This is a genomic window from Agromyces sp. NPDC127015 (assembly GCF_042725165.1).
Classification (GTDB): domain Bacteria; phylum Actinomycetota; class Actinomycetes; order Actinomycetales; family Microbacteriaceae; genus Agromyces; species Agromyces chromiiresistens.
The window spans coordinates 174,225-198,763 of sequence record NZ_JBHXDI010000002.1; the positions used below are offsets into that span (position 1 = coordinate 174,225).

Consider the following 24,539-nt stretch of genomic DNA (forward strand, 5'->3'; position numbering starts at 1 on the left):
CCAGAACGACGGATGCCGCGGCGCCGCCCCGCGAGAGGGTCGACGCCGCGGCATCCGAGCGCGGAAGACTCAGTCGAAGAGCTCGGAGAGCCAGCTCTCCTTCTTCTTCTTGCGGTAGTAGCCCTGGTCGCCGTACCCGCGGTCGTCGTAGCCGCGGTTGTCGTAGCCGCGGTTGTCGTAGGGCTGCTGGCCGTAGGCCGGCTGCTGGGGCGGCCGCGGAGCGGCAGGCGCCTGCGGAGCGGCCTGGCCGCCGCCGAACTCGCGGCTGGCGCGCTCGACGATCTTGTCGAGCTCGCCACGGTCGAGCCAGACGCCTCGACACGTCGGGCAGTAGTCGATCTCGATGCCGCTGCGCTCGCTCATCACGAGCACGGTTCCGTCACTGGGGCACTGCATCGGGGCTCCTCCTCGGGGTCGTGCTCCCGAGCGTAGGGATCGAAGCTGGGCATCCGCTCACCGGGCCGTCGGCGGACCGTGGGGCACCCGGAACGCACGCGAGCGGATGCCCGGCGCCAGCCTCGCGAGGAGGCGGCTGCCGAGTCATCCGCTCGGTGTCGCGGGCCCGGTTGTCGATGCGACCGGCCGGGCCCGCTAGGAGGCGAGAATCAGCCGATGACGGTGATGTTCTCAGCCTGCAGACCCTTGGGGCCGCGGGCGGTCTCGAACTCGACCTTCTGGTTCTCCTCGAGCGAGCGGTAGCCGCCCGACGCGATCGCGCTGAAGTGCGCGAAGACGTCGGCGCTGCCGTCGTCGGGAGCGATGAAGCCGAAGCCCTTGTCGGCGTTGAACCACTTGACGGTTCCGGTAGCCATATTCTTTTCCTTCTGTAAAGCCGAGCCGCCGGGGCGGCTGCGACGTGCACGACGCGAGGTCGTGCGGGGTTCCGACGGCGACGTCCGCCGCCGGAAGCGTGTGGAGTTCAGACCCGACGGAACTGGTTCACCATCGGGCAGTCGAACGGGTCGCGTGCGGAGAGTCCGACGCGATTGAGGTAGCGGATGACGATGCCGTACGAACGCAGCAGCGTCGTCTCCGTGTAGGGCACGCCGAGCGTGCGGCAGTGCTCGCGGACGATCTCGCGCGCCTTGGCGAGATGCGGTCGGGGCATGTTCGGGAACAGGTGGTGCTCCACCTGGTAGTTGAGTCCGCCGAGCAGGGCGCTGGCCCACAGGCCGCCCGACACGTTGCGCGAGGTGAGCACCTGCTTCGAGAGGAAGTCGAGCTTCGCGTCGGCGGGGATGATCGGCATGCCCTTGTGGTTCGGCGCGAACGAGGCGCCCATGTAGACGCCGAACACGGCGAGCTGCACGCCGATGAAGGCGAACGCCATGCCGAGCGGCAGCACCCAGAAGATCGCACCGAGGTACACGGCGAAGCGCGCCGCGATGAGGCTGAGCTCGATCCAGCGGCCCTTGACGGGGCCGCGGTCGAAGAGCGTGCGGATCGAGCGGAAGTGGAGGTTGAGCCCCTCGAGGGTGAGCAGCGGGAAGAACAGGTAGCCCTGCTTGCGCGTGATGAGCGCCATGAGCCCGCGCTGCTTCTCGGCATCGGCTTCGACGAACGAGATCGTGTCGAAGTCGATGTCGGGGTCCTTGCCGAGCTTGTTCGGGTTCGCGTGGTGACGGGTGTGCTTCGTCATCCACCACGTGTAGCTGATGCCGACGACCCCGGCCGCGAGGATGCGGCCGACGCGGTCGTTGGCCGGGCCGGACTCGAGCACCTGCCGGTGCGACGCCTCGTGCGCGAGGAAGGCGAACTGCGTGAAGATCAGGCCGAGCGCGCCGGCCATGAGCAGCTGGAACCAGGAGTCGCCGAGCAGGATGAAACCGGTGATCGCCCCGCCGAGGGCGAGGGTCAGGGTGATGACGAGAGCGAGGTAGAACCACCGCGTGCGGTTCAGGAGGCCGGACTCGCGAACGACCCGGGAGAGGGCGGTGTAACTGCGTGTGATGTCGGCAGTACCGGTGCGGGGCTTCGTCGCCCGGATCGCACCGAGGGATTCGGTGTGAGAGATGGTGTTCCCAGCTTTTCGTCGACTTCCCAGCCGGGGTTCGCGAGTGACTACTCGCTGCAGATGCTTCGACTCTACGGGAAACGCATGGGAACGTGCTGGGAGATTTCCGCGGTGCGGGCCGGGACTGCACCCGTCCGGTGAGTCGGGTCCGGCGGCGGAGACAGCGAACGCCGCCGCAGCCCGAGGCTGCGACGGCGTTCTGGAGCCGGCGCCTAGACGGCGCGGATGTTCTCCGCCTGCAGGCCCTTGGGGCCCTGTGCGACCTCGAACTCGACCCGCTGGCCGTCTTCGAGCGAGCGGTAGCCCGAGCCCGTGATCGCGCTGAAGTGCGCGAAGACGTCGGCCGAGCCGTCGTCGGGGGCGATGAAGCCGAAGCCCTTTTCGGCGTTGAACCACTTGACGGTTCCGGTTGCCATACTGCTGTCCTTCTGTCGTGCGGGCCGCACCTGCGACCCGATGCGATCGACTCTCGATCGCTGCTCGGGCGACGGGTGCCGCCCGGGCGAGGGGCGAGTGGCGGGGTTGCACTCGGGCATCCGCCGGCTCGTATCGGGTCATGCCACGCGGATCGATCCGCCTCCGGGCAATCAGATGGAGGCGCGGGCGTGTGCCCGCATGATGGAGGAATCAGTGATCGCCACCCTATATGCTCGCGCGCGCCCGCACACCCGGTCGCGACCGGATCGTGACATTCGGCGTGATGTCGCGCATCGCCGGCCGATTCGCGTTCTCAGGACACTCTGTGCGGATTCCAGCCCGCTCGCAGGCGATCCGGGGCAGAATCGAGGAATGGATCGCCGCCCCCTCGGTCTCGTCGCCGCCGCGTACGCGGCCGTGGTGCTGTGGGTGACGATCGGTCCGGCGCCGTGGCGCACCGCGAGCCACCAGGTCGACGGCGGCATCCTGAACCCCGACGCGTGGACGGCCTCCGTCACGTGGACGACCGGCTATCTCGCCGAGATCGCCTTCAACGTCGCCCTGTTCATCCCCGTCGGCGCCCTCGCCGCGCTGCTCATCGCGCGACGGCTCTGGCCGCTCGCGATGCTCGCGGGGCTCGGCTTCGCCACGGTCATCGAGCTCATCCAGCTGCCCGAGCCCGACCGCATCTCCGATCCGCGCGACCTCGTGATGAACACCGCCGGCACCGTCGTGGGCGTCGTGCTCGTGCAGACGGCCCGCATGGTGCGTCGCGCGGGTGCCGTCGCGGCGACCGAGGTGCGCTCCCCCGTCGAGGCGATCGACGCCGCGACCGCCGACCTGCCGGCGTTCGCGTACCCGTCGGCGACCGCCCCCGATCCGGCCCGGGCGAACCACGAACCGGCACTCGCCGCCATGGGGAGTTCTGCCGATCGCGCGGCCTAGCGCGCCCACGTACACTCGGCTGGTGACTTCCTCCGCCGTACCCGCGATCGTCGCGATCCGGCGCTCGCTGCGCACCGTGCGGGCGCCTCGCGTGCGGGCGGTCGCGCATGGCTGAGCGGCGCGCGCCGGGCTGGTACGACGACGAGGCGGATGCCTCGGCGCTGCGCTACTGGGACGGGCGGGGCTGGACTCCGCACACCGTGCCGAAGCCGATCGAGTCGACGCCAGTCGAGTCGACGCCAGTCGAGTCGACGCCAGTCGAGTCGGCGCCCGCCGAGTCGACGCCCGTCGAGGAGCCCGCCGCGCCGCCCGCGCCGCCCGCGCCGCCCGCGCCGCCCGCGGCCATCGCACCGGATACGGCCGGCGCACCGGGCGCGGCCATCGCCCCGGAGCACGAGCACGGCGCCGGAGGCGCAGACCCCGTGCTCGCCGCGCTCGTCGCCGCCTCGGAGGACGACGACGCCCACGTCACGCGCACGATCCGGTTCGTCCCCGAGCACACGACCGTGCCGACGCCGACCGATCGGCCCGCGGCATCCGTGTCGGTCTACGGGCTCGCGCCGGCGCACCCGCGCGACGATCTCTCGGTCGGCCAGGTGGCCCTGCTCGTGCTCGCCTCCCTCGCCGCGGGAACCCTCACCATCGCGATCGCCTCGGCGATCGCGATGACGCTGCTCGGCTGACCGCCGCGGCGCGCGTCGACCCCTTGACAACGGGGCACGCGCTCGCGAGAGTTCGAGCATCGAAGAGGAGGGTCGATGGCCACCTTCGGCATCGAGGAGGAGTTCGTCTTCCTCGACCCGCGCACGCTCCGTCCGGTCGACGTTGCCGACGAGGCCTTCGCGCACCTCGCCGCCGAGCCGGCATGGCGCGCCGTCGCGAAGCGCGAGTTCCTCGCCGCGCAGGTGGAGCACGCCTCGGCGGTGTTCGACACGACCGGGCAGGCGACCGCCGCACTCATGGGGTTCCGGCGCGAGCTCGAGGCGGAGGCCCGGCGGTTCGGGGTCGTCGTCGCGAGCGTCGGCACCCCGCCCGACGCGCTGCCGTTCCCGACGATCACCGACACCCCGCGGTACCGGCGGATCGTCGACGACATGCAGGGCGTCATCGCCGACCACCAGATCCAGGGCCTGCACGTGCACGTCGGCGTCACCGACCGCGACCTCGCGGTGCGCGCGCTCAACGCGACGCGTCACTGGCTGCCGCTCCTCGCTTCGCTCACCGGGAACTCGCCGATCTGGCGCGGCCACGACACCGGGTACGAGAGCTGGCGCAACGTCGGGATCCGGCGTTGGACGACGACGGGCACCCCGCCCGAGTTCATCGACGCGGTCGACTACGACCGCCGGCTCGAGCGGCTGATCGGCGTCGGCGGCACCGAGGACCGCGCGGTCGTCATGTGGACCGCCCGGCTGTCGTCGCACGTGCCGACCGTCGAGGTGCGGGTCGCCGACGCCCAGCTCGAGGTCGGCGAGTCGGTGCTCGTCGCCGCGCTCTGCCGCGCCCTCGTCGAGAGCATCACCGACCCGGTCGGCGGGCCCGGCGCGGCGAGCGCCGTGCTGCCCGATGAGTCCGCAGCGGCCGGGCCCGAGCTCCTGAGCGCGGCGCTCCTGCACGCGGCGCACCGCGGCCTGTCGAGCACCGTGTTCGACCCCGTGCTCGCCGAGCTGCGGCCGGCCGCCGAGGTCGTCGAGCACGCGCTCGAACTGCTGGCGCCCGCGCTCGAGCGGAGCGGCGACGCGGAGTTCGTTCGACTCGGGCTCGGTCGGCTGCTCGACCACGGGACGGGGGCCGCCCGGCAGCGGGCGGCGTTCGCCGCGTCGGGGATGGCCGGACTGCGCGAGCTCTACCAGGCGACGTTCACCGCTGAGGGCTGACGGGCCGCGCTCCGGCACGAGGCATCCGCGGGTTCGACAGGGCCGGCCGACCGACGGTGGCGTGCGGGCCTGTCTGCCCGCTCGTCCTGTCGGAGGGTGCGCAAGGGCCGGCGATCGCGAACCGGCCGCAGCCGCCGGTCAGGCCGGCCGACGCCGCGGCGGCACCCGGTGCCGGGCGGTGACCTCGAAGGTGCGCTGGAGGGGCTCGGCGACCGCGTCGCCCCGACGCTGGGCGACCCGCACGAACAGGAAGTCGACGACCGCGAGCTGCGCGATGCGGCTCGACATCGCGCCCATGCGGTAGCTCGACTCCCGCGCGTGCGTCGTGAGCACGAAGTCGGCCGCCTCGGCGACGGGCGACTCGGGCGAGTTCGTGATGGCGACCGTCGTGGCGCCGGCCTCGCGGGCGACCTCGAGCGCGTGGTTCGTCTCGGCCGTGAGGCCCGAGTGCGAGATGCCGATCGCGACGTCACCGGGGCGGCGCAGCGCCGCCGAGACGAGTGCGAGGTGCACGTCGACCGAGCAGAACGCCGACATGCCGATGCGGGCGAGCTTCTGCTGCAGGTCCTGCGCGGTGAGGCCGCTCGAGCCGAAGCCGTAGAGGTCGACGTGCGCGCCTGCGACGATCGCGTCGACGACCGCGTCGAGCACGGTCGTGTCGAGCCCCTCGACGGTCTGCTCGATCGCGAGCACCTCGTGGAACGCGATCTTCGCGACGACGTCGGCGGCCGAGTCATCGGGGTCGATGTCGACGTTCGCGAGGCCGAAGCGGTCGCGCTCGGCCGCCTCGCGGCTGACCGCGCTGGCGACCTCCATGCGGAACTCGCGGTACCCCGAGTATCCGAGCGTCTGGCAGAACCTCGCGACGGTCGACAGCGACGTGCCGCACACGCCCGCGAGCTCGGTGATCGTGAGGTCGACGACGAGGGTCGGGTCGGCGATGATCGCCTCGGCGACGCGCGCCTCGGAGGAGCTCAGGCGCGGCAGCGCCTCGCGTACGGAGGAGAGCACGTTCGCCGACATCGCCGTTCCGGTTCCTTACGTTCTGCGGTGCACCGCTGCGCACCGTCGTGACCACTCTGCCCTGCTGCCGCGCGCTTCACTCCGGCGACGCGCGCACGCTCGACAGCGCATCGCGCAGCACTCCATCTTCGGCGGCGAGCCGCGCGAGCGCGACCTCCGGGGCGGCCCCAGTCATGGTGACGAGGATCGCCGCCTTGACGTGGCCGTCGACGGAGGCGAGCGCCGCGGCCGCGCGGGCGGCGTCGACGCCCGTCGCCTGCATCACGATGCGCTCCGCGCGGGCGCGGAGCTTCGCGTTCGTCGCCTGCACGTCGACCATGAGGTTGCCGTGCACCTTGCCGAGCCGCACCATCGCGATCGTCGAGATCGCGTTGAGCACGAGCTTCTGAGCGGTGCCGCCCTTGAGCCGGGTCGATCCGGCGACGATCTCGGGCCCGACGACCGTCTCGATCGCGAGGTCGGCGGCCGCACCGATCACCGACCCGCGGTTGCACGCGAAGCCGACCGTGAGGGCGCCGACGCGCTTCGCGTACTCGATGCCGCCGACCACGTACGGCGTGCGGCCCGAGGCCGAGATGCCGACGAGCGCGTCGTCGGGCCCGAGGCCGATCGCCTCGAGGTCGGCGGCGCCGCGGGCGGCCTCGTCCTCCGCGTCCTCGACCGCCGACCGCAGCGCCACGTCGCCGCCCGCGATGAGGCCGACGACGAGAGCCGGATCGGTGCCGAACGTCGGCGGGATCTCGCTCGCGTCGAGCACGCCCATGCGCCCGGCCGTGCCGGCGCCCGCGTAGACGAGCCGGCCGCCGCCGCGGAGGCGCGCCACGATCGCGTCGATCGCCGCCGCGATCTGCGGGGTCGCCTCGGCCACGGCGGCGACGGCCTGGGCGCTCTCGTCGTGCATGGCCGCGAGCTGCGACTCGGTCGAGAGCAGGTCGAACCCGGCGTGGGCCTCGTTCACCTGCTCGGTCGAGAGTTCGCCGAGCAGCTCGCGCAACGCGCGATGCTCGGCCGACTGCGGTGCCTGACCGCTCATTGCGTGACTCCCCCGGTGATGCGGTGTTCGGTGGTTCGGTGTTCGGTGGTGCGGTGTTCGGTGATACGGGTCTCGGTCGCCCGGGTTCCGACGGCCGGCGCTTCGACGGTCACGGATGCCGCGGCGGCGAGCCGCTCGGGCAGGGCGAATGCCGCGCGGCCGGGCGAGAGGCGGCCGAGCACGCGGGCTCGCTCGGGGCCGGTCGACAGCTCGATCGGCACCCCGTGCAGGCTGCAGAAGCCGAGGAGCGCGAACATGAGCGACTCCTTGAACGCGGGATCGACGCCGCGCGCAGCGCTCGACTCGACGGCGATGCCGCGTTCGTTCGCGAGCGCGGCGATGCGCGCGAGCAGCACGGGGTTGAGTGCGCCGCCGCCCGAGCAGATGAGCGTCGCCGGCGGGTCCGGCGCACCGGCGGGCGCGATCGCGTCGACGACGGTGCGAGCGGTGAGCTCGGTGAGCGTGGCGACGAGGTCGTCGACGGCGGGGTCGCCGGCGCCGCCGACGGCCTCGACCGCAGCGTCGACCACGGCGAGGTCGAAGGTCTCGCGCCCGGTGGACTTGGGCGCGGGCGCCGCGAAGTACGGGTGCCGCAGCAGTTCGGCGAGCAGCGGCTCGTGCACGCGACCCGCGGCCGCGCGAACTCCGTCGACGTCGTAACCCTCGGCACCGCCGGTCTCGCGGTCGACGACGGCGTCGATGAGGCCGTTGCCCGGTCCGCTGTCGAACGCGATCACGCGGCCGTCGGCGCCGACGAGCTGCACATTCGCGATGCCGCCCAGGTTGACCGTCGCGATCGTCCGGCCTGTGGTGCGCGCCTCGGCGCCGAGCCACAGCCGGTCGAAGAACGCCATGAGCGGCGCCCCCTCGCCGCCCGCCGCGATGTCGGCCATGCGCACGTCGGAGAGCACGGGCACGCCCGTGAGCTCGGCGATCCACGAGGGTTCGCCGAGCTGCAGGGTGCCACGGGCGTGCCCGTGCTCGACCTGGTGATGCACGGTCTGGCCGTGCGAGACGATGAGGTCGGGCGTCGCGCCCGACTCGCGGATGCCTCGGGCCGCCGCCGCCGCGAAGGCCCGGCCGAGTTCGTTCGTGAGCCGGGTCCAGGCGCCCGCATCCCGCGCTGCGCCGGCGGTGACGGCGAGGATCTCGGTGCGGAGCGCCGGCTCCCACGCGACGGTCTCGGCGTGGAGCGGGGTCATCGCGAGGCCGGGCGGTCGAGGAGGGAACGCAGCGGCCCGTTCGGGCCCGAGCACGTCGGAACCGTGGTCTCGAGAAGCTCCTTCGTCGCTCGACCCACCGGCAACCGCGATGTCGACGACGGCCACGTCGATGCCGTCGGCCGAGGTGCCCGACTGCAGCGAGAGCACGATCACGCGCGGACCCCCGACTCGAGCAGCTCGCTCGCGACCTCCGCCGCGAGCAGGCTGGCGGCCCGCGTGTGCAGGGTCGGCAGCGGCAACGGCTCGCCGGGCAGGCCGACGTCGACCACGACCGCGTCGGGACGCACGGCGGCGACGGCCGACACCCGGTCGCGCTGCGCCCCGTCGGCGCCGATCCGGTCGACGAGCACCACGAGCGCCCCCCGCTCGGGCACCGGCGCGTCGGCGCGAAGCACCTCGCCGCCCGCGGCGAGCGTGCGCTCGACGTAGTCGCGGTCGCTCGCGACGGCGAGGGTCGATCGCCCGCGCAGGTCGAGCACGGTGCGGGCACCGGGCAGCGCCGGCACGGCACCGTCGATCGTGATCGCCTCCCGCGCGACGCGGCGCGCGCCCCGAGGCATCCACCCGTCGTCGGCGGCGACCGAGGCGGCGGCGACCGCCGCGCGCTCGGCGACCGCATCGGCGAGCCGGCCCACCCGCCGGGCCGCACGCTCGACCGTCGCGAACGGCAGGGTGCCGTCGTCGATCGCGGCGAAGATCGCGTGCTGCACCTCGCGGAAGTCGCGTTCGTCCTGGTCGGGCGCGGCGGCCGCGCCGAGGTTCGCGGGGTTCGAGATGCACAGCAGGTCGGCCCCCGCGAGCAGTGCGTGCACGGCGCCAGGGCCGGCACCGACCGACTCGCGCACCGCGGCCATGTCGAGCGCGTCGGTGACGATGACGCCGTCGAAGCCGAGCTCGCGCAGGCGGCCGAGCGCGACGGGGTTGAGCGTCGACGGCCGGTCGCCCCACTCGGGCACGACGATGTGCGCCGTCATGACGGCCTCGACGCCCGCGCCGATCGCCGCACGGAACGGCGGCAGGTGCCTGCGCTCGAGCTCGTCGAGTCCGATCGTGAGCTCGGGCATCGCGTGGTGCGAGTCGAGGCGGGTGTCGCCGTGCCCGGGGAAGTGCTTCACGCAAGCGGCGGCTCCGGCCGAGCGGATGCCCCGGAGCGACGCCACCACGTGACGCGAGACGCGCTCGGGGTCGGCGCCGAAGGAGCGCACCCCGATCACCGGGTTGCGCGGGTCGGTGTTGACGTCGGCGACGGGGCCGAGCACGACGTTCGCACCGACCGCGAGCGCCCGACGGGCGAGCTCGCGGCCGACCGCCTCGGTCGCGTCGAGGTCGTCGACGAAGCCGAGCTGCGCGGCGCCCGGCAGGTTCGACCCGGTGTGCGCCTCCGCCCGCGTGACGTTGCCGCCCTCCTCGTCGATGCCGATGAGGAGGGGGCGGGCCCCCGCATCGGTGGTCGAGCGGCGCAGCGCGTCGAGACCGTCGGCGGAGGTGTCGATGCGCTCGCCGGCACTCGCTGCTCGCCCACCCGCGGGAGCGAGGTTCTGCGCGAACAGCACGACGCCGGCGAGGCCCGCGTCGAGTTCGCGGCGAAGCCAATCCGGAGTGCTCCGGCCGAGGAAGCCGGGCCAGAGCACTCCGCCCACCGTAGCCCTGATGGTGGGATCGTCCGCGGCGGTCACCCCTTCACCGCGCCGGCCACGAGGCCGCTCGACAAGCGACGCTGGACGATGACGAAGAAGACCATCACCGGGATCGTGATGATCGTGGAGGCGGCCATGATGTAGCCCCACTCGTTCGAGTGCTCTCCGAAGAACTGCTTGAGCCCGATCGCGACCGTGTAATTCTCGGTCGCCCCGCCGAGCAGGGTCATGGCGAAGATGAACTCGTTCCACGCCGTGATGAACGAGAACACGCTCGTCGCGACGAGGCCGGGCATGACGAGCGGCAGCAGCACCGAGCGGAACATGCGGCCCCAGCTCGCGCCGTCGATGTACGCGGCCTCCTCGAGCTCGACGGGCACGGCCGCGACGAAGCCGCGGAGCATCCAGATGCCGAACGGCAGCGAGAGCGCGACATACACGACCATGAGGCCGAGCAGCGTGTTGAGCAGCTGCAGGTCGCGCACCTGCACGAACAGCGGGATCACGAGCGCCTCGAGCGGCACCATCTGCACGACGAGGATCATGAGCAGCATCGTCGTGCGGAACGTGAACCGGAACCGGGCCACCGCGACCGAGGCGAGCAACGCCAGCAGCGCGCTCGCGAGCACGGTGACGAGCGCGACGATCGCCGAGTTGCGCAGGAACACGTCGAACCCGCCCTCGGTGAGCACGTATTCGAAGTTCGACAGCGACCACTCGCGCGGCAGCAGCTGCTGCCCGCCGGCGCCGGCCTTCGCGTCGAAGGCGCTCGAGAGCATCCAGAACGCGGGGAAGAGGGTGAAGGCGAGCAGCACGACGACGAGCACGGCCTTGCCGGCGGCGGCGCGCGTCTTGCGGGCGGTGCGGCGGCTGCGCCGCAGACCCGCCACGGTCGGCCCGGATGCCTCGGTGCTGCGCCGGCTCGAGGCATCCACCCGGTTCGTGGTGTCGGTGCTCACAGCTCCTCCTCCTTGAGCATGGTGCGCACGTACACGACCGTGATCGCGAGCAGTACGAGGGTGAGCAGCACGGCGATCGCCGAGCCGAAGCCGTAGCGGTTCTGGCCGAACGACTCGACGTACGACCAGACGCCGAGGTTGAGCGCCTCGCGGTTCGAGCCCGAACCGCCTGGCATGAGGTAGACCTGCGCGAAGACCTTGAAGTCCCAGATCGTCGACAGGATGATGACGACCGCGAACACCTGCTTGAGGTTCGGCACGATGATGCGCCAGAAGCGGCGCCAGGCGCCCGCGCCGTCCATCTCGGCGGCCTCGAGCATCTCCTTCGGCACGCCGAGAAGGCCCGCGAGGATCGTGATCGCCACGAACGGGAAGCCGTGGTGGATGACGTTCAGCAGCACGATGGCGTAGAACGTGTAGCGGTTCGTGAACCAGTTGACCGGCTCGTCGATCAGGCCGAGCGCCTCGAGCGTCTCGTTGAAGATGCCCCGGTCGGCGTCGAAGATCCAGATCCAGACGTAGGTGCCGGTGACCGCGGGCATCGCCCAGGCGATCATGATGGCGCTGCCGACGACGGTGCGCCAGAAGAGGCCGAGGCTCGCCATGAGCACGGCGACCGCGGTGCCGAGGGCGACCGTGCCGGCGACGGCGAGCACCGCGAAGCCGACCGTGTTCGGCAGCACGACGGTGTAGAGCTCGGGGCTCGTGAAGATCTCGCCGTAGTTGGCGATGCCGATCCAGTTCGGCTCGCCGGAGACGATCTCGCGCAGGCCGTAGTCCTGCAGCGAGAAGAGGAACACCCGCACGAGCGGCCACAGCATGAGCACGGCGAGCACCGCGAGGGCGGGCGCGAGCAGCAGCCAGGGGCGGCTCCGGGTCAGGAGGCTCTTGCGGGCGGGCCCGCCGGCCGCGCGGGGAGCCGGGGCTCCCTGCACGGCCGACGGGACCTGGAGGGTGTTCGACACGTGCGTCAGTTGCCGTTCATGATCTCGTCCATCTCCGCGGCGGCGTCGGTGAGCGCCTGCTCGACCGTCTTCTGCCCGGAGAGGATCGCCTGCATGGCGGTGTTGGTGGTCTTCTTCGCCTGGACGGCGCCGAAGGTCGGGGTCACGGGAACCGTGCCGCCGCCCTCGACCATCTGCTGCGCGAACGGCTGCACGAGCGGGTCGTCGGAGGCGATCGCGTCGTCGAGGAGCGAGGTCTGGCCGGGGAAGTAGCCCGACTGCTCGCCCCACTTCTCGGCGAACTCACCCGTGGTCATGAGCTCGATGAAGGCCCACGCGAGGTCCTTGTTCTCGGCCGTCTCGAACATCGAGAGGTGCGAGCCGCCGAGCACCGACGGGGCGATGCCGCCGTCCTTGCCGGGGATCGGGGTGGCGGCGAACTTGCCCTCCATCTCGGCGTTCTTCTCGACGATCGCGGCGGGCGTCCACGAGCCCATGAGGGCCATGGCGATGTTGCCCTGCGCGAAGTTGTCGAGCACGTCGGTCTCCTTCCACGTGGTCGCACCGGCCGACGAGAAGCCGTGCTCGGTCGCGAGGCCCGTGTAGAAGCCGATGCCCTCCTGCGACTCGGGGCTGGCCATGCCGGAGACCCACTCGTCGCCCTCGAGCGTCGAGACCTCGCCGCCCGCGCCCCAGACCCAGGGGTAGACGCCGAACTCGGCGTCGCCGGGAACGGCGAAGGGCATCATGTCGGGGTGCGCGGCCTTGATCTTGTCACCGGCGGCGACGATCTCGTCCCACGTGGTCGGCGCCTCGATGCCGAGCTCCTCGAAGATGTCGGCACGGTAGACGAGCGAGCGGACGCCCGCGTACCAGGGCATGCCGTAGAGCTCGTCGTCGTAGGTGCCCGCCGTGACGAGACCCTCGACGAGGTCGTCGCCGAGGCCCGCCTCGTCGACGTAGTCGCCGATCGGGGCGAGGGCGCCGGCGTCGGCGAACTCGGCCGTCCAGGTCGTGCCGGTCTCGGCGACGTCGGGCGTCGTGCCACCGGCGATCGACGTGACGAAGCGGTCGTGGGCGTCGGCCCACTGCACGAACTCGACGTCGAGCTTCGCCCCGGTCTTCTCGGTGAAGGCGTCGCCGACCTCGTCGAAGTAGGCCTCCGAGTCGGGGTTGGTGCCCTCCATGATCCAGACGGTGAGGGTCTGGCCCTCGGCATTCGTGGCACCGTCGCCGGAGCCGTCGCCCGAGCCGCTGGAACACGCGGTCAGGCCGAGCGCGGCGGCGAGGCCGAGCGCGGCGATCGGGAGGAAGCGCTTGTTCATCGGTTGGTCTCCTCGTTGAAACTGGTCGTGGGCACGCGTGATGCCCTGCTGGTGGTGGGCCCGAGGGCCCGGATGTGATGCTGTGGACGTAGGGTGATCCGGCATCCGCAACAGTCGATGACTCTGGAAGTAGTATTCGGGAATGGCGCCAGTTTTGCAAGAAACTTCCGAACGCTTGGAAGTCGTGCTGGGTATCGACATCGGCGGCACGGGCAGTCGGGCCGCGGTCGAGCCGCTCGACGGCGCCTTCGGCGAGGGCCGCGTGCTGATCGACGGGCCGCCCGTCTCGGTGTCGGGCGACGGGAGTTCGGCGCTCTCGGTCGCGCGTGAACTCATCGAGCGGGCGCGGGGGGCGGCGGCGGGTCATGCTGCGGGTGCGGGTGGCGCGCCGGGCGCAACCGCACCACGGATCGCAGCCGTCGCGATCGGCGCGACCGGGCTCGCCTCGCTCGTCGCGAACCCGGTGACCTCGATCGCGGCGCTGTCGGACGCCGCCGGCGGCGCGCCGGTCGCGCTCGCGATCGACGCGCTCACCGCCCACCTCGGCGCCCTCGGCGGCGCCCCGGGCGCGGTCGTCGCCGTCGGCACGGGCGCGATCGCGCTCGGCACCGACCTGCGCGAGATCTGGCGACGCGTCGGCGGATGGGGGCACCTCTACGACGACCGCGGCTCGGCCGCCTGGATCGGCATCGAGGGCCTCAAGGCGGCGATCATGGCGCACGACGGTCTCGACCGGGGTGCCTCCGCGCTGCTGTCGGCCGCGGAGTCCCGCTTCGGCCCCGCCCCGACCTGGCCGGGTCAGCTCTACACGCGCGACGATCGCGGTGCGGTGCTCGCGGGCTTCGCGGCGGACGTCTCAGGGCTCGCCGAACTCGGCGACGCGGTATCCGTTCGCATCATGTCGACGGCCGGAACCCTCGTGGCCGAAACCCTCGTCGCGGCGCTCGACCCGGCGCTGCCGCGCCGAGCCGCCGGGGTCGGCGGGGTCTTCGCGTCGGGCAAGGCGTTCACCGAGGCGTTCCGCGCGGCGTTCGCGCGGCTCGCGCCCGACGCGTCGCTCGTCACCCCGGCTGGGGCGCCGCTCGACGGATCCGTGCGGCTCGCGCGGCTCGTGGCGATCGGCGGAGTGCGCGAGGGGCATCCGCCGTTCCTCTGGCGGTGACGGCGCCCGGCAGGGGTGGCCCCGAGGCGCCGGTGGGGCTTGGTGATACCGAGTTCCCTGCATGTTGCAGGACTATTCGGCGAGCAGTCGCGCATGCGACCCTGCCGGCCGGCTCATCCTGTACGTCGGTCTCTCCCGGCCAGTTCGTGGGGCCCAGCCGACCATACGAACCACGGAATGCGCCCGGAGCACAGGAGAATCGGACGTTCTCCCGCGGATACGGCCTTCGCTGTCGAAGGTTCCTGCCCGAGCGGTGCCTCTCCCGCCGGGCGGCGGCCCGCGGTGACCGCGGTGACCGCGACGCGCGGTTATGGGGTCAGCAGCCTGGGCCCGACGGGTTGGCCCGGCAGTCCCCGTTGGTGAGCACCGTGTCGACCTCGCCGACGAGCACCGGTACGGGATCTCCGGCGACCGCGAGCACTCCCGCGATCGGCTGCCAGCCCGACCCGCCGAACCGGTACTCGGCCGACAGCACCACTTCGAGCGTCACGGTGTACTCGCCGCGCCCGGCGTAGACGTGGCTCGTGCCGGTCGGGGTGAACTCGGCGACGCCGAGGTCGGTCCAGCTCGCTCCGGGAGAGGCGCTCTCGACCACGGCACCGTCGCTGTGCGACCAGCGGTATCCGACCGGCGTGAAACGCACCTCGGCCGTGCGCCCGAGCAGGATGCCCGAGACGACCTCGGACGAGGCCTCAGCGACGAAGTTCGCCGGGACGCCGACGACCGCCCAGCCGTTCGGCTCCATCACGCTCACCGGCGGAGTCGGACGGAACGACGCGATGTCTCGCAGCGTCACCACCACCGGGCCGCCCGGCCTTGGCGGAGTCGGCGGCGGTGCGGGCTCGTTCAGGCGCGAGCAGTCGCCTTCGAAGTTCGCTCCGCACAGCTGCTGCCAATTGTCGCCCGACCACACGTCGCCTTGCCCCGGAGGGCCGAGGTCGACGATGGGCTCACCTGAGCCGCCACCTTCGTCTTCACCGCCTCCGTCGCCTTTGTTGTCCTGAGAATCTCGCTCGCTGACGAGCGCATCGAGAATCACCTCGCCGTCGTCGACACCACCGCTGACTTCTGGATGGCATCCGAGGAATCTCTCCGCGGGACTGCAGGCGTTCGCGGGTCCTGCCACCACACACGCAGCTAGCAGCATTCCGCCGACGGCGCCGATCGTCAGCAGAAGTCTGTACCGGACCATAGGTCGACCTTGTCAACAAGAAGGTGCTCGTCGTCGCCAACAAGGAAAGCTTGCAAGGGGGTAACGTCACGCCGATCTTCTGGGGTTACATCCGCTCCAGCTTCGTCGAGTACGCGGACGTCAGTAACATCGCTGCACAGATAGAGCGATACTTCGACACGATCACCTCTCTCGTCGTACTCGACTAGCTCATATGAGCCGAGGTGCGTCTCGCCATCGGCGTGAATTCCGGCCTCCAAGTACTGAGCGAACTCTGCTTCGAGCTGTTCGGAGTAGCGCGGAGTTGCGACCTGCTCAATGCGTCCCGGGTCTTTGCCGCCATCCGCGGCGATCGTGTAGGAGAGTTCTTCAAAAGCCTCATACGCCTTCACCGCGGCGGCGAGCGCCTCCTCGTCCGACGCGAAGATCGGCTCGGCGCTCGCGCTCGGCGTAGGCGACGGCTTCGGTGCGGGTTCGGGCGAGCACGCGCTCAGCCCGAAGACCAGCACGCCCGCAAGCCCGGCCGCGGCGAGCGCGGTGGCAATCGGGCGTGAGATCGACATGGCGACCACCATAGGCGAGGAGCTTTCGGAGGTGAGCCGGTTATCCACAGGCGGCACGGTGCTCGACCGACCGACTTTCGGCGCTCCTCGACCCACCGGCTTCCGCCGCTACTCGACCGATGAGCGCGAATCAACCGGTGGCGGCCGCCCTCCGGCGGGCGCAAGATGAGCGCATGCGCAGGATCACCGTCACGAACCACGTCTCACTCGACGGCGTGATGCAGGCACCGGCGAGCCCCGACGAAGACCGGCGCGGTCACTTCCCCTACGGCGGATGGGCCGTGCCCGACAGCGACGACACGCTCGCCTCCGAGATGTCGGCCGGGATGGGCGAAGGCGGCGCGATGCTCTTCGGCCACCGCACGTACGACAACATGGCCGCGTTCTGGCCGTACCAGACCGACGGCAACCCGTTCACGACGTTCCTCAACGCTGCCGACAAGTACGTCGTCTCGCGCGACCCGCACACGCGGCTCTCGTGGCAGAACTCCCGGCTGCTCGTCGGCAACGCCGCCGACACCGTCGCCGAACTCAAGCAGACCGACGGCGACGACCTCGGCATCCTCGGCAGCGGTGAACTGGTGCGCTCGCTCGCAGCGGCGGGGCTCATCGACGAGTACGTGCTGATCATCCATCCGCTCGTGCTCGGCACCGGCGAGCGCATGTTCGGCGACACGCACCAACGACTCGAGCTCACCCGGAGCGTCACCACGCCGAAGGGGGTCATCGTCGCGTACTACCGCCCGGTGTGAGGGGGATGCCTCGGGTTTCGAGGCGGTCGCGGCAAGGTTTCGGCGCGCGTCGTCGCTCCGCGTCGGCGCCACTCGACCGACGGGATCACGCGCGGGCGACGAGCGCCGCGAGGTCGACACCGGCGGGCAGCACGCCGTACTGCCACCCGCCCTCGCCGCCGAGCCGCGTGCGCACGAACGCGTCGGCGACTGGCTCGGGCGCGAAGTGCACGAGCAGCGAGGCCTGCAGCACGAGCGCGAGCCGCTCGGTCAGCTCCCGGGCGCGCAGCGCCGCCGAGCCCGCACCGGCGGCATCGCTCGCGAGCGTCGCGCCGAGCGAGTGCACGAGCGCCTGCGCCTCGGCGAGCGCGACGTCGAACGTCCCCGACGAGCCGGCCGCCAGCCCGACCTCGGCGAAGAACGCCTCGAACGCCTCGGGCTCGCGGGCGAGCACGCGCAGCACGTCGAGCGCGATGACGTTGCCCGACCCCTCCCAGATCGCGAGCAGCGGCTGCTCGCGATAGCGACGCGCGAGGGGGAACGCCTCGGTGTACCCGTTGCCGCCGAGGCACTCGAGGGCCTCTGCCGCGTGGCCGGCCCCGCGCTTGCACACCCAGTACTTCGCCACAGCCGTCGCCAGGCGCCGGAAGGCCGGCTCCGAGCCGCTCGCCCCGGTGGGCGCCGTCGGCTCGCTGTCGTCGTAGGCACGTGCCAACCGCATCGCCGTCCACGTCGCCGCCTCCGACTCGAGGGCGAGGTCGGCGATCACCGCGGTCATCGCCGGCTGGTCGACGAGCCGCGCCCCGAACGCCGCGCGGTGCCTCACGTGCCACGCCGCCTCGGCGACCGCCTGCCGCATGCCCGCCGCTGTGCCGATGACGCAGTCGAGCCGCGTGCGCGTCACCATCTGCACGATCGTCGCGACGCCGCGACCCTCGTCGCCGACGAGCCACGCGGTCGTGCCGTCGAGCTCGATCTCGCTCGACGCGTTCGACCGGTTGCCGAGCTTGTCCTTCAGCCGCTGGATGCGGAACACGTTGCGCGATCCGTCGGGCAGCACGCGCGGCACGAAGAAGCAGCTCAGTCCGTGCGGCGCCTGCGCGAGCACGAAGAACGCGTCGCTCATCGGTGCGCTGCAGAACCACTTGTGGCCGGTCAGCGAGTACTCGGCGCCCCACTCGGGTGCGAGCCCCGCGCCCGTGCGCCGCTCGGCCCGGGTCGTGTTGGCGCGCACGTCCGAGCCGCCCTGCTTCTCGGTCATCGCCATGCCCATGAGCGCCGACGCCTTCGACGTGCCGCCGAGGGCCGGGTCGTACGCGCGGCTCAGCAGGCGAGGCATCCAGTGACCTGAGAGACCGGATGCCGCGAGCCGGAGCGTCGGCACCGCGGCATGCGTCATCGACACGGGGCAGGCATGGCCGGGCTCGACCTGCGCGAAGAGGAGGAAGGCCGCGGCCCGATCGACGTTCGCGCCGGGGCCGGGCTCGGCGACCGCCCCGGTGTGCGCGCCCGCGCCGACGGCCGCCGCGATCACCCGGTGGTACGCGTCGTCGTACTCGACCTCGTCGATGCGGCGGCCCCACCGGTCGTGGGTGTGCAGCACGGGCGGGTGCGTGTTCGCGCGCTCGGCGTCGCGCTGGAGGGCGGCGGAGCCGACGTGCCGGCCGATCTCGGAGAGGTCGGTGCCGCCACCACGCTCGCGCATCGACCCGCCCGCGGCTCCCGCGGAGGCATCCCGCCCCCATCTCGCGACCGCCTCGACGAGCGCGATGTTCGCCGCGTACTCGTCGACCGCCTCGCGCGGCGGAACCTGGTTCTGCACCTCGTGCGTCCGTGTCATCGTCGACCTCCACCGTCATTCTGGTCGCTCGGGCGCGGTTTCGAGACGTCGCTTCGCTCCTGCTCAACCCGCTGGTCGCGTCGGATTTCGCCCTCGGTGAACGGAGTGGGTCGGATGCCCCGGTCCGCTTGCGTCCCGGGTGAGCGCGTGTTTTGCTGTAACGCTGCAATGTCGGACGGGGGTGCGACGATGCAGCCGGGCACACGGGTCATCAGCCCTGCCCGCGGTCGTGCGCGCACGAACCCGCCGTGACCGAGGCCAACGCCGTTCGCGATTCCTGGAGATCACATGCTCGGAAGACTCCTGTTCAGATACCTGAGGCCGTACTGGCCTCTCCTACTCGGCGTGCTGGCCTTCCAGATCGTCGCCGCCTACGCCAACTTCCAACTTCCGACGCTCAACGCGCAGATCATCGACGACGGCGTCGCCAAGGGCGACACCGACGTGATCTGGCAGTCGGGCGCCGTCATGCTCGGCATGTCGCTCCTGCAGATCGTCACCCAGCTCGTCGCGACGTGGTTCGCCGCGATGGCCGCGATGAAGCTCGGCCGCGACATCCGCGACGACGTCTTCGAGCGCGTGTCGGGCTTCTCCGAGCGCGAGGTGTCGACCTTCGGCCCCGGCTCGCTCATCACCCGCAACACGAACGACGTGCAGCAGGTGCAGATGCTCGCCATGATGGGCGCGACGTTCCTCGTCGCCGCCCCGATCATGGCGTTCTACGGCATCTACAAGGCGCTGTCGGTCGACGTCGGGCTGAGCTGGATCATCGCGGTCGCGGTGCCCACGCTCCTCATCGTCGCGGGCCTCATCATCTGGCGCATGGTGCCGCTGTTCCGTTCGTACCAGGTGAAGCTCGACGGCGTGAACCGCATCATGCGCGAGCAGCTCACGGGCATCCGCGTCGTGCGCGCCTTCGTGCGCGAAGACATCGAGGAGGCGCGCTTCCGCGAGGCGAACACCGACATCATGGTCGTCGGCCGCAAGGTCGGCTCGCTCTTCGTGCTGATGTTCCCGCTCGTCATGCTCGTGCTCAACGTCACGCTCGTCGGCGTGATCTGGTTCGGCGCGATCGAGGTCGACGAGGGCAACACCGAGATCGGCGTCCTGTTCGCCTTCATGCAGTACGTCATGCTCATCCTGATGGGCGTCATGATGGCGAGCTTCATCACGATCATGATCCCGCGCGCCGCGGTGTCGGCCGAGCGGATCGGCGCCGTGCTCGACGTCAAGTCGACGCTCGCACGGCCCGCGAACCCGGTGACCGTGTTCCCGACGCCTGGCACCGTCGAGTTCCGCGGCACGGGCTTCACGTACCCGGGCGCCGAGCACCCCGTGCTCAGCGGCATCACCGTGAAGGCCGAGCCCGGCGAGACGCTCGCGATCGTCGGCTCGACGGGTGCGGGCAAGACGACGCTCGTGTCGTTGCTGCCGCGCCTGTTCGACACGACCGAGGGCAGCGTGCTCGTGAACGGCGTCGACGTGCGCGACGCCGACCTCGACCTCGTGTGGAAGAGCATCGGCCTCGTGCCGCAGCGGCCGTTCCTCTTCACCGGCACGGTCGCATCGAACCTGCGGTTCGGCCGCGAAGACGCCACCGACGAAGAACTGTGGCACGCGCTCGAGATCGCGCAGGGCCGCGACTTCGTCGAGGAGATGGAGGGCCAGCTCGACGCGAAGATCGCGCAGGGCGGCACCAACGTCTCGGGCGGCCAGCGCCAGCGGCTCGCGATCGCGCGGGCGATCGTGCACCAGCCCGACATCCTCGTCTTCGACGACTCGTTCTCGGCGCTCGACCTGACGACCGACGCGAGACTCAGGCAGGCGCTCTGGCGCGAACTGCCCGGCGTGACCAAGGTCGTCGTGGCGCAGCGCGTCTCGACGATCACCGACGCCGACCGCATCGTCGTGCTCGACGACGGCGTCGCCGTGGGCGTCGGCACCCACGAGCAGCTGCTCGAGACGTGCCAGACGTACCGCGAGATCGTCGAATCCCAGCTCGGAGTGGAGGCCGCACGATGACCAGCCCGACCCCGCTGTCAGAAGAAGACCAGCTCGAACTCGAGATGGCCGAACAGGCCCGCATCAGCGCCGACGACTGGAGCGGCGGTGTCGCGCCCGGCAAGGCCGCGAACTTCCGCCAGTCGTTCGGCCGACTGCTCGGCCTGCTGAAGCCGCACGCCTTCGGGTTCACGGTCGCCTCGGTGCTCGGCGCCATCGGCGTCGTGATGACGGTCTGGGCGCCGAAGGTGCTCGCCGAGGCGACGAACCTCATCTTCGAGGGCTTCATCTCGGCGCAGATGCCGCCCGGCGTCACGAAGGAGCAGGTCGTCGACCAGCTCGAGGCCGCCGGCCAGACCGACCAGGCGAACATGGTGCAGGCGATGAACCTCGTGCCCGGCGAGGGCATCGACTTCGTCGCGCTCAGCCAGGTCGTCATCCTCGTGCTGTTCCTCTACATCGCGTCGTCGATCCTCATGTGGATCCAGGGCTACGTCGTGAACGTGATCATGGTGCGCGCGATGTGGAAGCTGCGCGAAGACGTCGAGGCGAAGGTCAACCGACTGCCGCTCAGCTACTTCGACAAGGTGCAGCGCGGCGAGCTGATCTCGCGAGTAACGAACGACATCGACAACATCACGCAGACGATGCAGCAGTCGCTGTCGAGCGCGCTCACCAACGTGCTCACCGTCATCGGCGTGCTCGTCATGATGTTCTCGATCTCGTGGCAGCTCTCGCTCGTGGCGCTCGTCTCGCTGCCGCTCATGGGCGTGATCTTCGGCGTCATCGGCCCGAAGTCGCAGAAGGCCTTCGGCACCCAGTGGCGCAAGGTCGGCCGGCTCAACGCCCGGGTCGAGGAGTCGTTCTCCGGCCACGCGCTCGTCAAGGTCTACGGTCGCGAGGCGGCGAGCCGCGAGGCGTTCAAGGCCGAGAACCAGGAGCTGTACGAGGCCTCGTTCAAGGCGCAGTTCCTGTCGAACATCATGATGCCCGCGATGACCTTCATCGGAAACCTGCAGTACGTCGGCATCGCCGTGCTCGGCGGCATCATGGTCGCGAGCGGCTCGCTGCGACTCGGCGACGTGCAGGCGTTCATCCAGTACTCGCAGCAGTTCTCGCAGCCCCTGTCGCAGCTCGGCGGCATGGCCGCGGTGGTGCAGTCGGGCACGGCCTCGGCCGAGCGCGTCTTCGAGCTGCTCGACGCCGACGAGCAGGAGGCCGACGCGGCGAACGCCCCGGCTCCGGTCGACGGTGACGGCACGATCGTGTTCGACCACGTCGCGTTCTCGTACCACCCCGACCGCCCGCTCATCAAGGACCTGTCGTTCCGGGTCGAGCCCGGGCAGACGGTCGCGATCGTCGGCCCGACGGGCGCCGGCAAGACGACGCTCGTGAACCTCATCATGCGGTTCTACGAGCTGAACTCTGGGCGCATCCTGCTCAACGGGCAGGACATCGCCGAACTCACCCGGCACGACGTCCGGGCGAAGACCGGCATGGTGCTGCAGGACCCGTGGCTGTTCGCCGGATCGATCCGCGAGAACATCCGCTACGGCCGCGCCGACGCCACCGACGACGAGATCACCGCCGCCGCGCGGGCGACGTACGTCGACCGGTTCGTGCACTCGCTGCCCGACGGGTACGACACCGTGCTCGACGAGGACGCCTCGAACGTGTCGGCGGGTGAGAAGCAGCTCATCACGATCGCGCGCGCGTTCGTGGCGCAGCCGAGCGTGCTCATCCTCGACGAGGCGACGAGCTCGGTCGACACCCGCACCGAGCTGCTGCTGCAGCATGCGATGGCGGCGCTCCGCGAGGGTCGCACCTCGTTCGTGATCGCGCACCGTCTCTCGACGATCCGCGACGCCGACCTCATCCTCGTGATGGAGCACGGCGACATCGTCGAGCAGGGCGACCACGAGCAGCTCATCGCCGCGAAGGGCGCGTACTACCGCCTCTACAACTCGCAGTTCGAGCAGGCCGCATCCGACATCGACGCCGAAGAGGCGCTCGGTGACGGCACGGTCGTGACCTCGGCCGACGCCGAACCCGAGTCCCGCCTGCTGAAGGGCATGGAGGAGGAGATCGTCGAGGCGAGCGAGTAGTCGCACGGTTCGTGACGCGTGAGCGGGTGCCCTGCGGGGCACCCGCTCATCGCGTTTTCGGCCCCGGAGCCGCCGGGGGGAGAATGGATCGGTGACGATCCTCCCCCAGCCCGTGCGCCCGTGGCGGCTCTGGCTGGTCTGGGGGGTCGGCGTCGCCGCCTACGTCGTCTCGGTGACGAACCGCACCTCGCTCGGCGCCGTCGGCTCCGATGCGGCCCTGAGGTTCGACGCGGATGCCTCGACGCTGTCGATGTTCGCGGTCATCCAGCTCTTCGTCTACGGCGGCATGCAGATTCCCGTCGGGCTGCTGCTCGACCGGTTCGGCGCCCGTCCGATCGTCACCGCCGGCATGGTGCTCATGGCGGTCGGCCAGCTCGTCATGGCGGTCTCGACCGACGTCGGCACGGCGATCCTCGCCCGCGTGCTGCTCGGCGCGGGCGATGCGGCCGTCTTCCCGAGCGTGCTGCGCGTCGTGGCGACCTGGTTCCCGCAGCAGCGCGCGCCGCTCGTCGTGCAGATGACCGGCATCGTCGGCCAGACCGGCCAGCTGCTCGCCCTGCTGCCGATGGCGGCGCTGCTGCACGCCACGAGCTGGACGGTCGCATTCGGCAGCCTCGCCGGCCTCGGGGCCCTGTTCGCGGTGCTGACGTTCGCGATCATCCGCAACCACCCGCCGACGAGCGACGCGGATGTCTCGGTCAACACCGAGACCGGGGCGATCGCCGTGGTGCGCTCGTCGGCCGACCTCCGGCAGGGTTTCCGCGAGTCGTGGGGACACCCCGGCACCAGGCTCGCATTCTGGTCGCACTTCACGACGCCGTTCGCGGGCACCGCGTTCGTGATGCTGTGGGGCTTCCCGTTCCTGACGGCGGGCGAAGGGCTCACGCCCGCGATGGCCTCGCTGGTCGTGAGCGCGTTCGTCGTGTTCGGCATGCTCGTCGGGCCCGTCATGGGGGCGCTCTCGAGCCGGCACCCGCTGCGCCGCTCGCGCATGCTCGTGCTGCCGACGATCGCGATCCAGGCGGTGGCGTGGCTCATCGTGATCGTGTGGCCCGGACCGGCGCCGGTCTGGCTGCTGTTCCTGCTCGCGCTCGCGCTCGCGACCGGCGGCCCGGCATCGATGATCGCGTTCGACCACGCTCGCACGCACAATCCGAGCCACCGGCTCAGCACGGCGACGGGCATCGTCAACGGCGGCGGGTTCATCGCGGGCCTCATCGCGATCTTCCTGATCGGCCTCGCGATGGACCTGCAGGGCGCCGGAACGCCCGAGACGTACACGCTCGAGGCGTTCCGCATCGCGTTCCTCACGCAGATGCCGCTCTGGATCCTCGGCTCGGTGTTCATCATCATCGAGCGCCGGCGCACCCGCGTGCGGATGGGACTCGACGAGCCGCGACCACGGCGGCGCGATCGCGATCGCGATCGCGGCTGAGCTTCGCGATCGCGGCTGAGCTTCGCGCTCGCGGCCGAGCTCGCGACATCCGCTCGACTCATCGCGAGCAATCCTCAGAACCGGGTTGACACGCGCCCGTGGTCACGGGAGGCTATCCCGTAGGGTCCGCAGCG

At 71.1% G+C, this 24,539-nt stretch carries 22 protein-coding genes; 8 read left to right on the forward strand and 14 right to left on the reverse strand.

Features of this window, described 5'->3' with window-relative positions:
• Nucleotides 1-69 precede the first annotated feature (69 nt).
• The 4 genes from ACFWGP_RS07165 to ACFWGP_RS07180 form a co-directional block, all read right to left on the reverse strand.
• Nucleotides 70-396: a zf-TFIIB domain-containing protein gene (locus ACFWGP_RS07165; RefSeq protein WP_231429944.1), complete on the reverse strand. Its 327-nt coding sequence runs from the start codon at nt 394-396 to the stop codon at nt 70-72.
• A 209-nt stretch (nt 397-605) separates the two neighbouring features.
• Nucleotides 606-812, reverse strand: a complete 207-nt coding sequence (locus ACFWGP_RS07170) for a cold-shock protein (protein ID WP_159602901.1) — start codon at nt 810-812, stop codon at nt 606-608.
• Nucleotides 813-919: 107 nt separating this feature from the next.
• Entirely contained in the window at nt 920-2,014 is a 1,095-nt protein-coding gene (locus ACFWGP_RS07175; RefSeq protein ID WP_374201160.1) for a fatty acid desaturase, read from the reverse strand.
• A gap of 212 nt (nt 2,015-2,226) precedes the next feature.
• Complete coding sequence (locus ACFWGP_RS07180) at nt 2,227-2,430, reverse strand: cold-shock protein (protein WP_231429943.1); 204 nt, start codon at nt 2,428-2,430, stop codon at nt 2,227-2,229.
• Between the two features lie 373 nt (nt 2,431-2,803).
• On the opposite strand from ACFWGP_RS07180, the gene ACFWGP_RS07185 reads away from it, so the two are divergent.
• The 3 genes from ACFWGP_RS07185 to ACFWGP_RS07195 all read left to right on the forward strand — a co-directional run bounded on the left by ACFWGP_RS07185 (nt 2,804) and on the right by ACFWGP_RS07195 (nt 5,253).
• The gene (locus tag ACFWGP_RS07185) at nt 2,804-3,376 is read left to right on the forward strand and encodes a VanZ family protein (protein WP_231429942.1); all 573 of its coding nucleotides are present in this window, start codon (nt 2,804-2,806) and stop codon (nt 3,374-3,376) included.
• Between the two features lie 107 nt (nt 3,377-3,483).
• Complete coding sequence (locus ACFWGP_RS07190) at nt 3,484-4,059, forward strand: DUF2510 domain-containing protein (RefSeq protein WP_376930514.1); 576 nt, start codon at nt 3,484-3,486, stop codon at nt 4,057-4,059.
• A 75-nt stretch (nt 4,060-4,134) separates the two neighbouring features.
• Nucleotides 4,135-5,253 (forward strand): YbdK family carboxylate-amine ligase, encoded by a 1,119-nt coding sequence (locus ACFWGP_RS07195; protein ID WP_376930515.1) that lies wholly within the window; start codon nt 4,135-4,137, stop codon nt 5,251-5,253.
• 138 nt (nt 5,254-5,391) lie between these two features.
• On the opposite strand, the gene ACFWGP_RS07200 is transcribed toward ACFWGP_RS07195, so the two are convergent.
• The 7 genes from ACFWGP_RS07200 to ACFWGP_RS07230 all read right to left on the reverse strand — a co-directional run bounded on the left by ACFWGP_RS07200 (nt 5,392) and on the right by ACFWGP_RS07230 (nt 13,397).
• The gene (locus tag ACFWGP_RS07200) at nt 5,392-6,276 is read right to left on the reverse strand and encodes a MurR/RpiR family transcriptional regulator (RefSeq protein WP_231429939.1); all 885 of its coding nucleotides are present in this window, start codon (nt 6,274-6,276) and stop codon (nt 5,392-5,394) included.
• Nucleotides 6,277-6,352: 76 nt separating this feature from the next.
• Nucleotides 6,353-7,309 carry an N-acetylmuramic acid 6-phosphate etherase gene (gene murQ, locus ACFWGP_RS07205; RefSeq protein WP_231429938.1) on the reverse strand — a complete coding sequence of 319 codons (957 nt, stop codon included), beginning with the start codon at nt 7,307-7,309 and terminating at the stop codon, nt 6,353-6,355.
• Nucleotides 7,306-8,685, reverse strand: a complete 1,380-nt coding sequence (locus tag ACFWGP_RS07210; protein WP_376930516.1) for an anhydro-N-acetylmuramic acid kinase — start codon at nt 8,683-8,685, stop codon at nt 7,306-7,308. Before ACFWGP_RS07210 ends, murQ begins: the two co-directional genes overlap by 4 nt.
• Nucleotides 8,682-10,163, reverse strand: coding sequence for a glycoside hydrolase family 3 protein (locus ACFWGP_RS07215; RefSeq protein WP_376930517.1), 1,482 nt, complete (start codon nt 10,161-10,163; stop codon nt 8,682-8,684). The genes ACFWGP_RS07210 and ACFWGP_RS07215 overlap by 4 nt, the downstream gene beginning before the upstream one ends.
• A gap of 41 nt (nt 10,164-10,204) precedes the next feature.
• On the reverse strand, nt 10,205-10,996 hold the full coding sequence (locus tag ACFWGP_RS07220; protein ID WP_275505580.1) for a carbohydrate ABC transporter permease: 792 nt from the start codon (nt 10,994-10,996) through the stop codon (nt 10,205-10,207).
• A 128-nt stretch (nt 10,997-11,124) separates the two neighbouring features.
• Nucleotides 11,125-12,093, reverse strand: coding sequence for a carbohydrate ABC transporter permease (locus tag ACFWGP_RS07225; protein ID WP_231429935.1), 969 nt, complete (start codon nt 12,091-12,093; stop codon nt 11,125-11,127).
• Nucleotides 12,094-12,098: 5 nt separating this feature from the next.
• On the reverse strand, nt 12,099-13,397 hold the full coding sequence (locus tag ACFWGP_RS07230; protein ID WP_231429934.1) for a sugar ABC transporter substrate-binding protein: 1,299 nt from the start codon (nt 13,395-13,397) through the stop codon (nt 12,099-12,101).
• A gap of 184 nt (nt 13,398-13,581) precedes the next feature.
• Here ACFWGP_RS07230 and ACFWGP_RS07235 point away from each other — a divergent pair, with 184 nt between their 5' ends.
• Nucleotides 13,582-14,559, forward strand: a complete 978-nt coding sequence (locus tag ACFWGP_RS07235; RefSeq protein ID WP_376930750.1) for an N-acetylglucosamine kinase — start codon at nt 13,582-13,584, stop codon at nt 14,557-14,559.
• 316 nt (nt 14,560-14,875) lie between these two features.
• On the opposite strand, the gene ACFWGP_RS07240 is transcribed toward ACFWGP_RS07235, so the two are convergent.
• Nucleotides 14,876-15,313, reverse strand: a complete 438-nt coding sequence (locus tag ACFWGP_RS07240) for a hypothetical protein (RefSeq protein ID WP_376930518.1) — start codon at nt 15,311-15,313, stop codon at nt 14,876-14,878.
• Nucleotides 15,314-15,726: 413 nt separating this feature from the next.
• Nucleotides 15,727-16,293, reverse strand: coding sequence for a hypothetical protein (locus tag ACFWGP_RS07245; RefSeq protein WP_376930519.1), 567 nt, complete (start codon nt 16,291-16,293; stop codon nt 15,727-15,729).
• 173 nt (nt 16,294-16,466) lie between these two features.
• On the opposite strand from ACFWGP_RS07245, the gene ACFWGP_RS07250 reads away from it, so the two are divergent.
• Nucleotides 16,467-17,045 (forward strand): dihydrofolate reductase family protein, encoded by a 579-nt coding sequence (locus ACFWGP_RS07250; protein WP_231429931.1) that lies wholly within the window; start codon nt 16,467-16,469, stop codon nt 17,043-17,045.
• Between the two features lie 85 nt (nt 17,046-17,130).
• Here the strand turns inward: ACFWGP_RS07250 and ACFWGP_RS07255 are convergent, their stop codons facing one another.
• Complete coding sequence (locus ACFWGP_RS07255) at nt 17,131-18,864, reverse strand: acyl-CoA dehydrogenase family protein (protein WP_376930520.1); 1,734 nt, start codon at nt 18,862-18,864, stop codon at nt 17,131-17,133.
• Between the two features lie 288 nt (nt 18,865-19,152).
• Here ACFWGP_RS07255 and ACFWGP_RS07260 point away from each other — a divergent pair, with 288 nt between their 5' ends.
• From ACFWGP_RS07260 to ACFWGP_RS07270, 3 genes are all read left to right on the forward strand, one after another.
• Nucleotides 19,153-20,886, forward strand: a complete 1,734-nt coding sequence (locus ACFWGP_RS07260) for an ABC transporter ATP-binding protein (RefSeq protein WP_231429929.1) — start codon at nt 19,153-19,155, stop codon at nt 20,884-20,886.
• Entirely contained in the window at nt 20,883-22,970 is a 2,088-nt protein-coding gene (locus tag ACFWGP_RS07265; protein ID WP_275505356.1) for an ABC transporter ATP-binding protein, read from the forward strand. The genes ACFWGP_RS07260 and ACFWGP_RS07265 overlap by 4 nt, the downstream gene beginning before the upstream one ends.
• A 91-nt stretch (nt 22,971-23,061) precedes the next feature.
• Nucleotides 23,062-24,405, forward strand: coding sequence for a nitrate/nitrite transporter (locus ACFWGP_RS07270; protein WP_376930521.1), 1,344 nt, complete (start codon nt 23,062-23,064; stop codon nt 24,403-24,405).
• Nucleotides 24,406-24,539 lie beyond the last annotated feature (134 nt).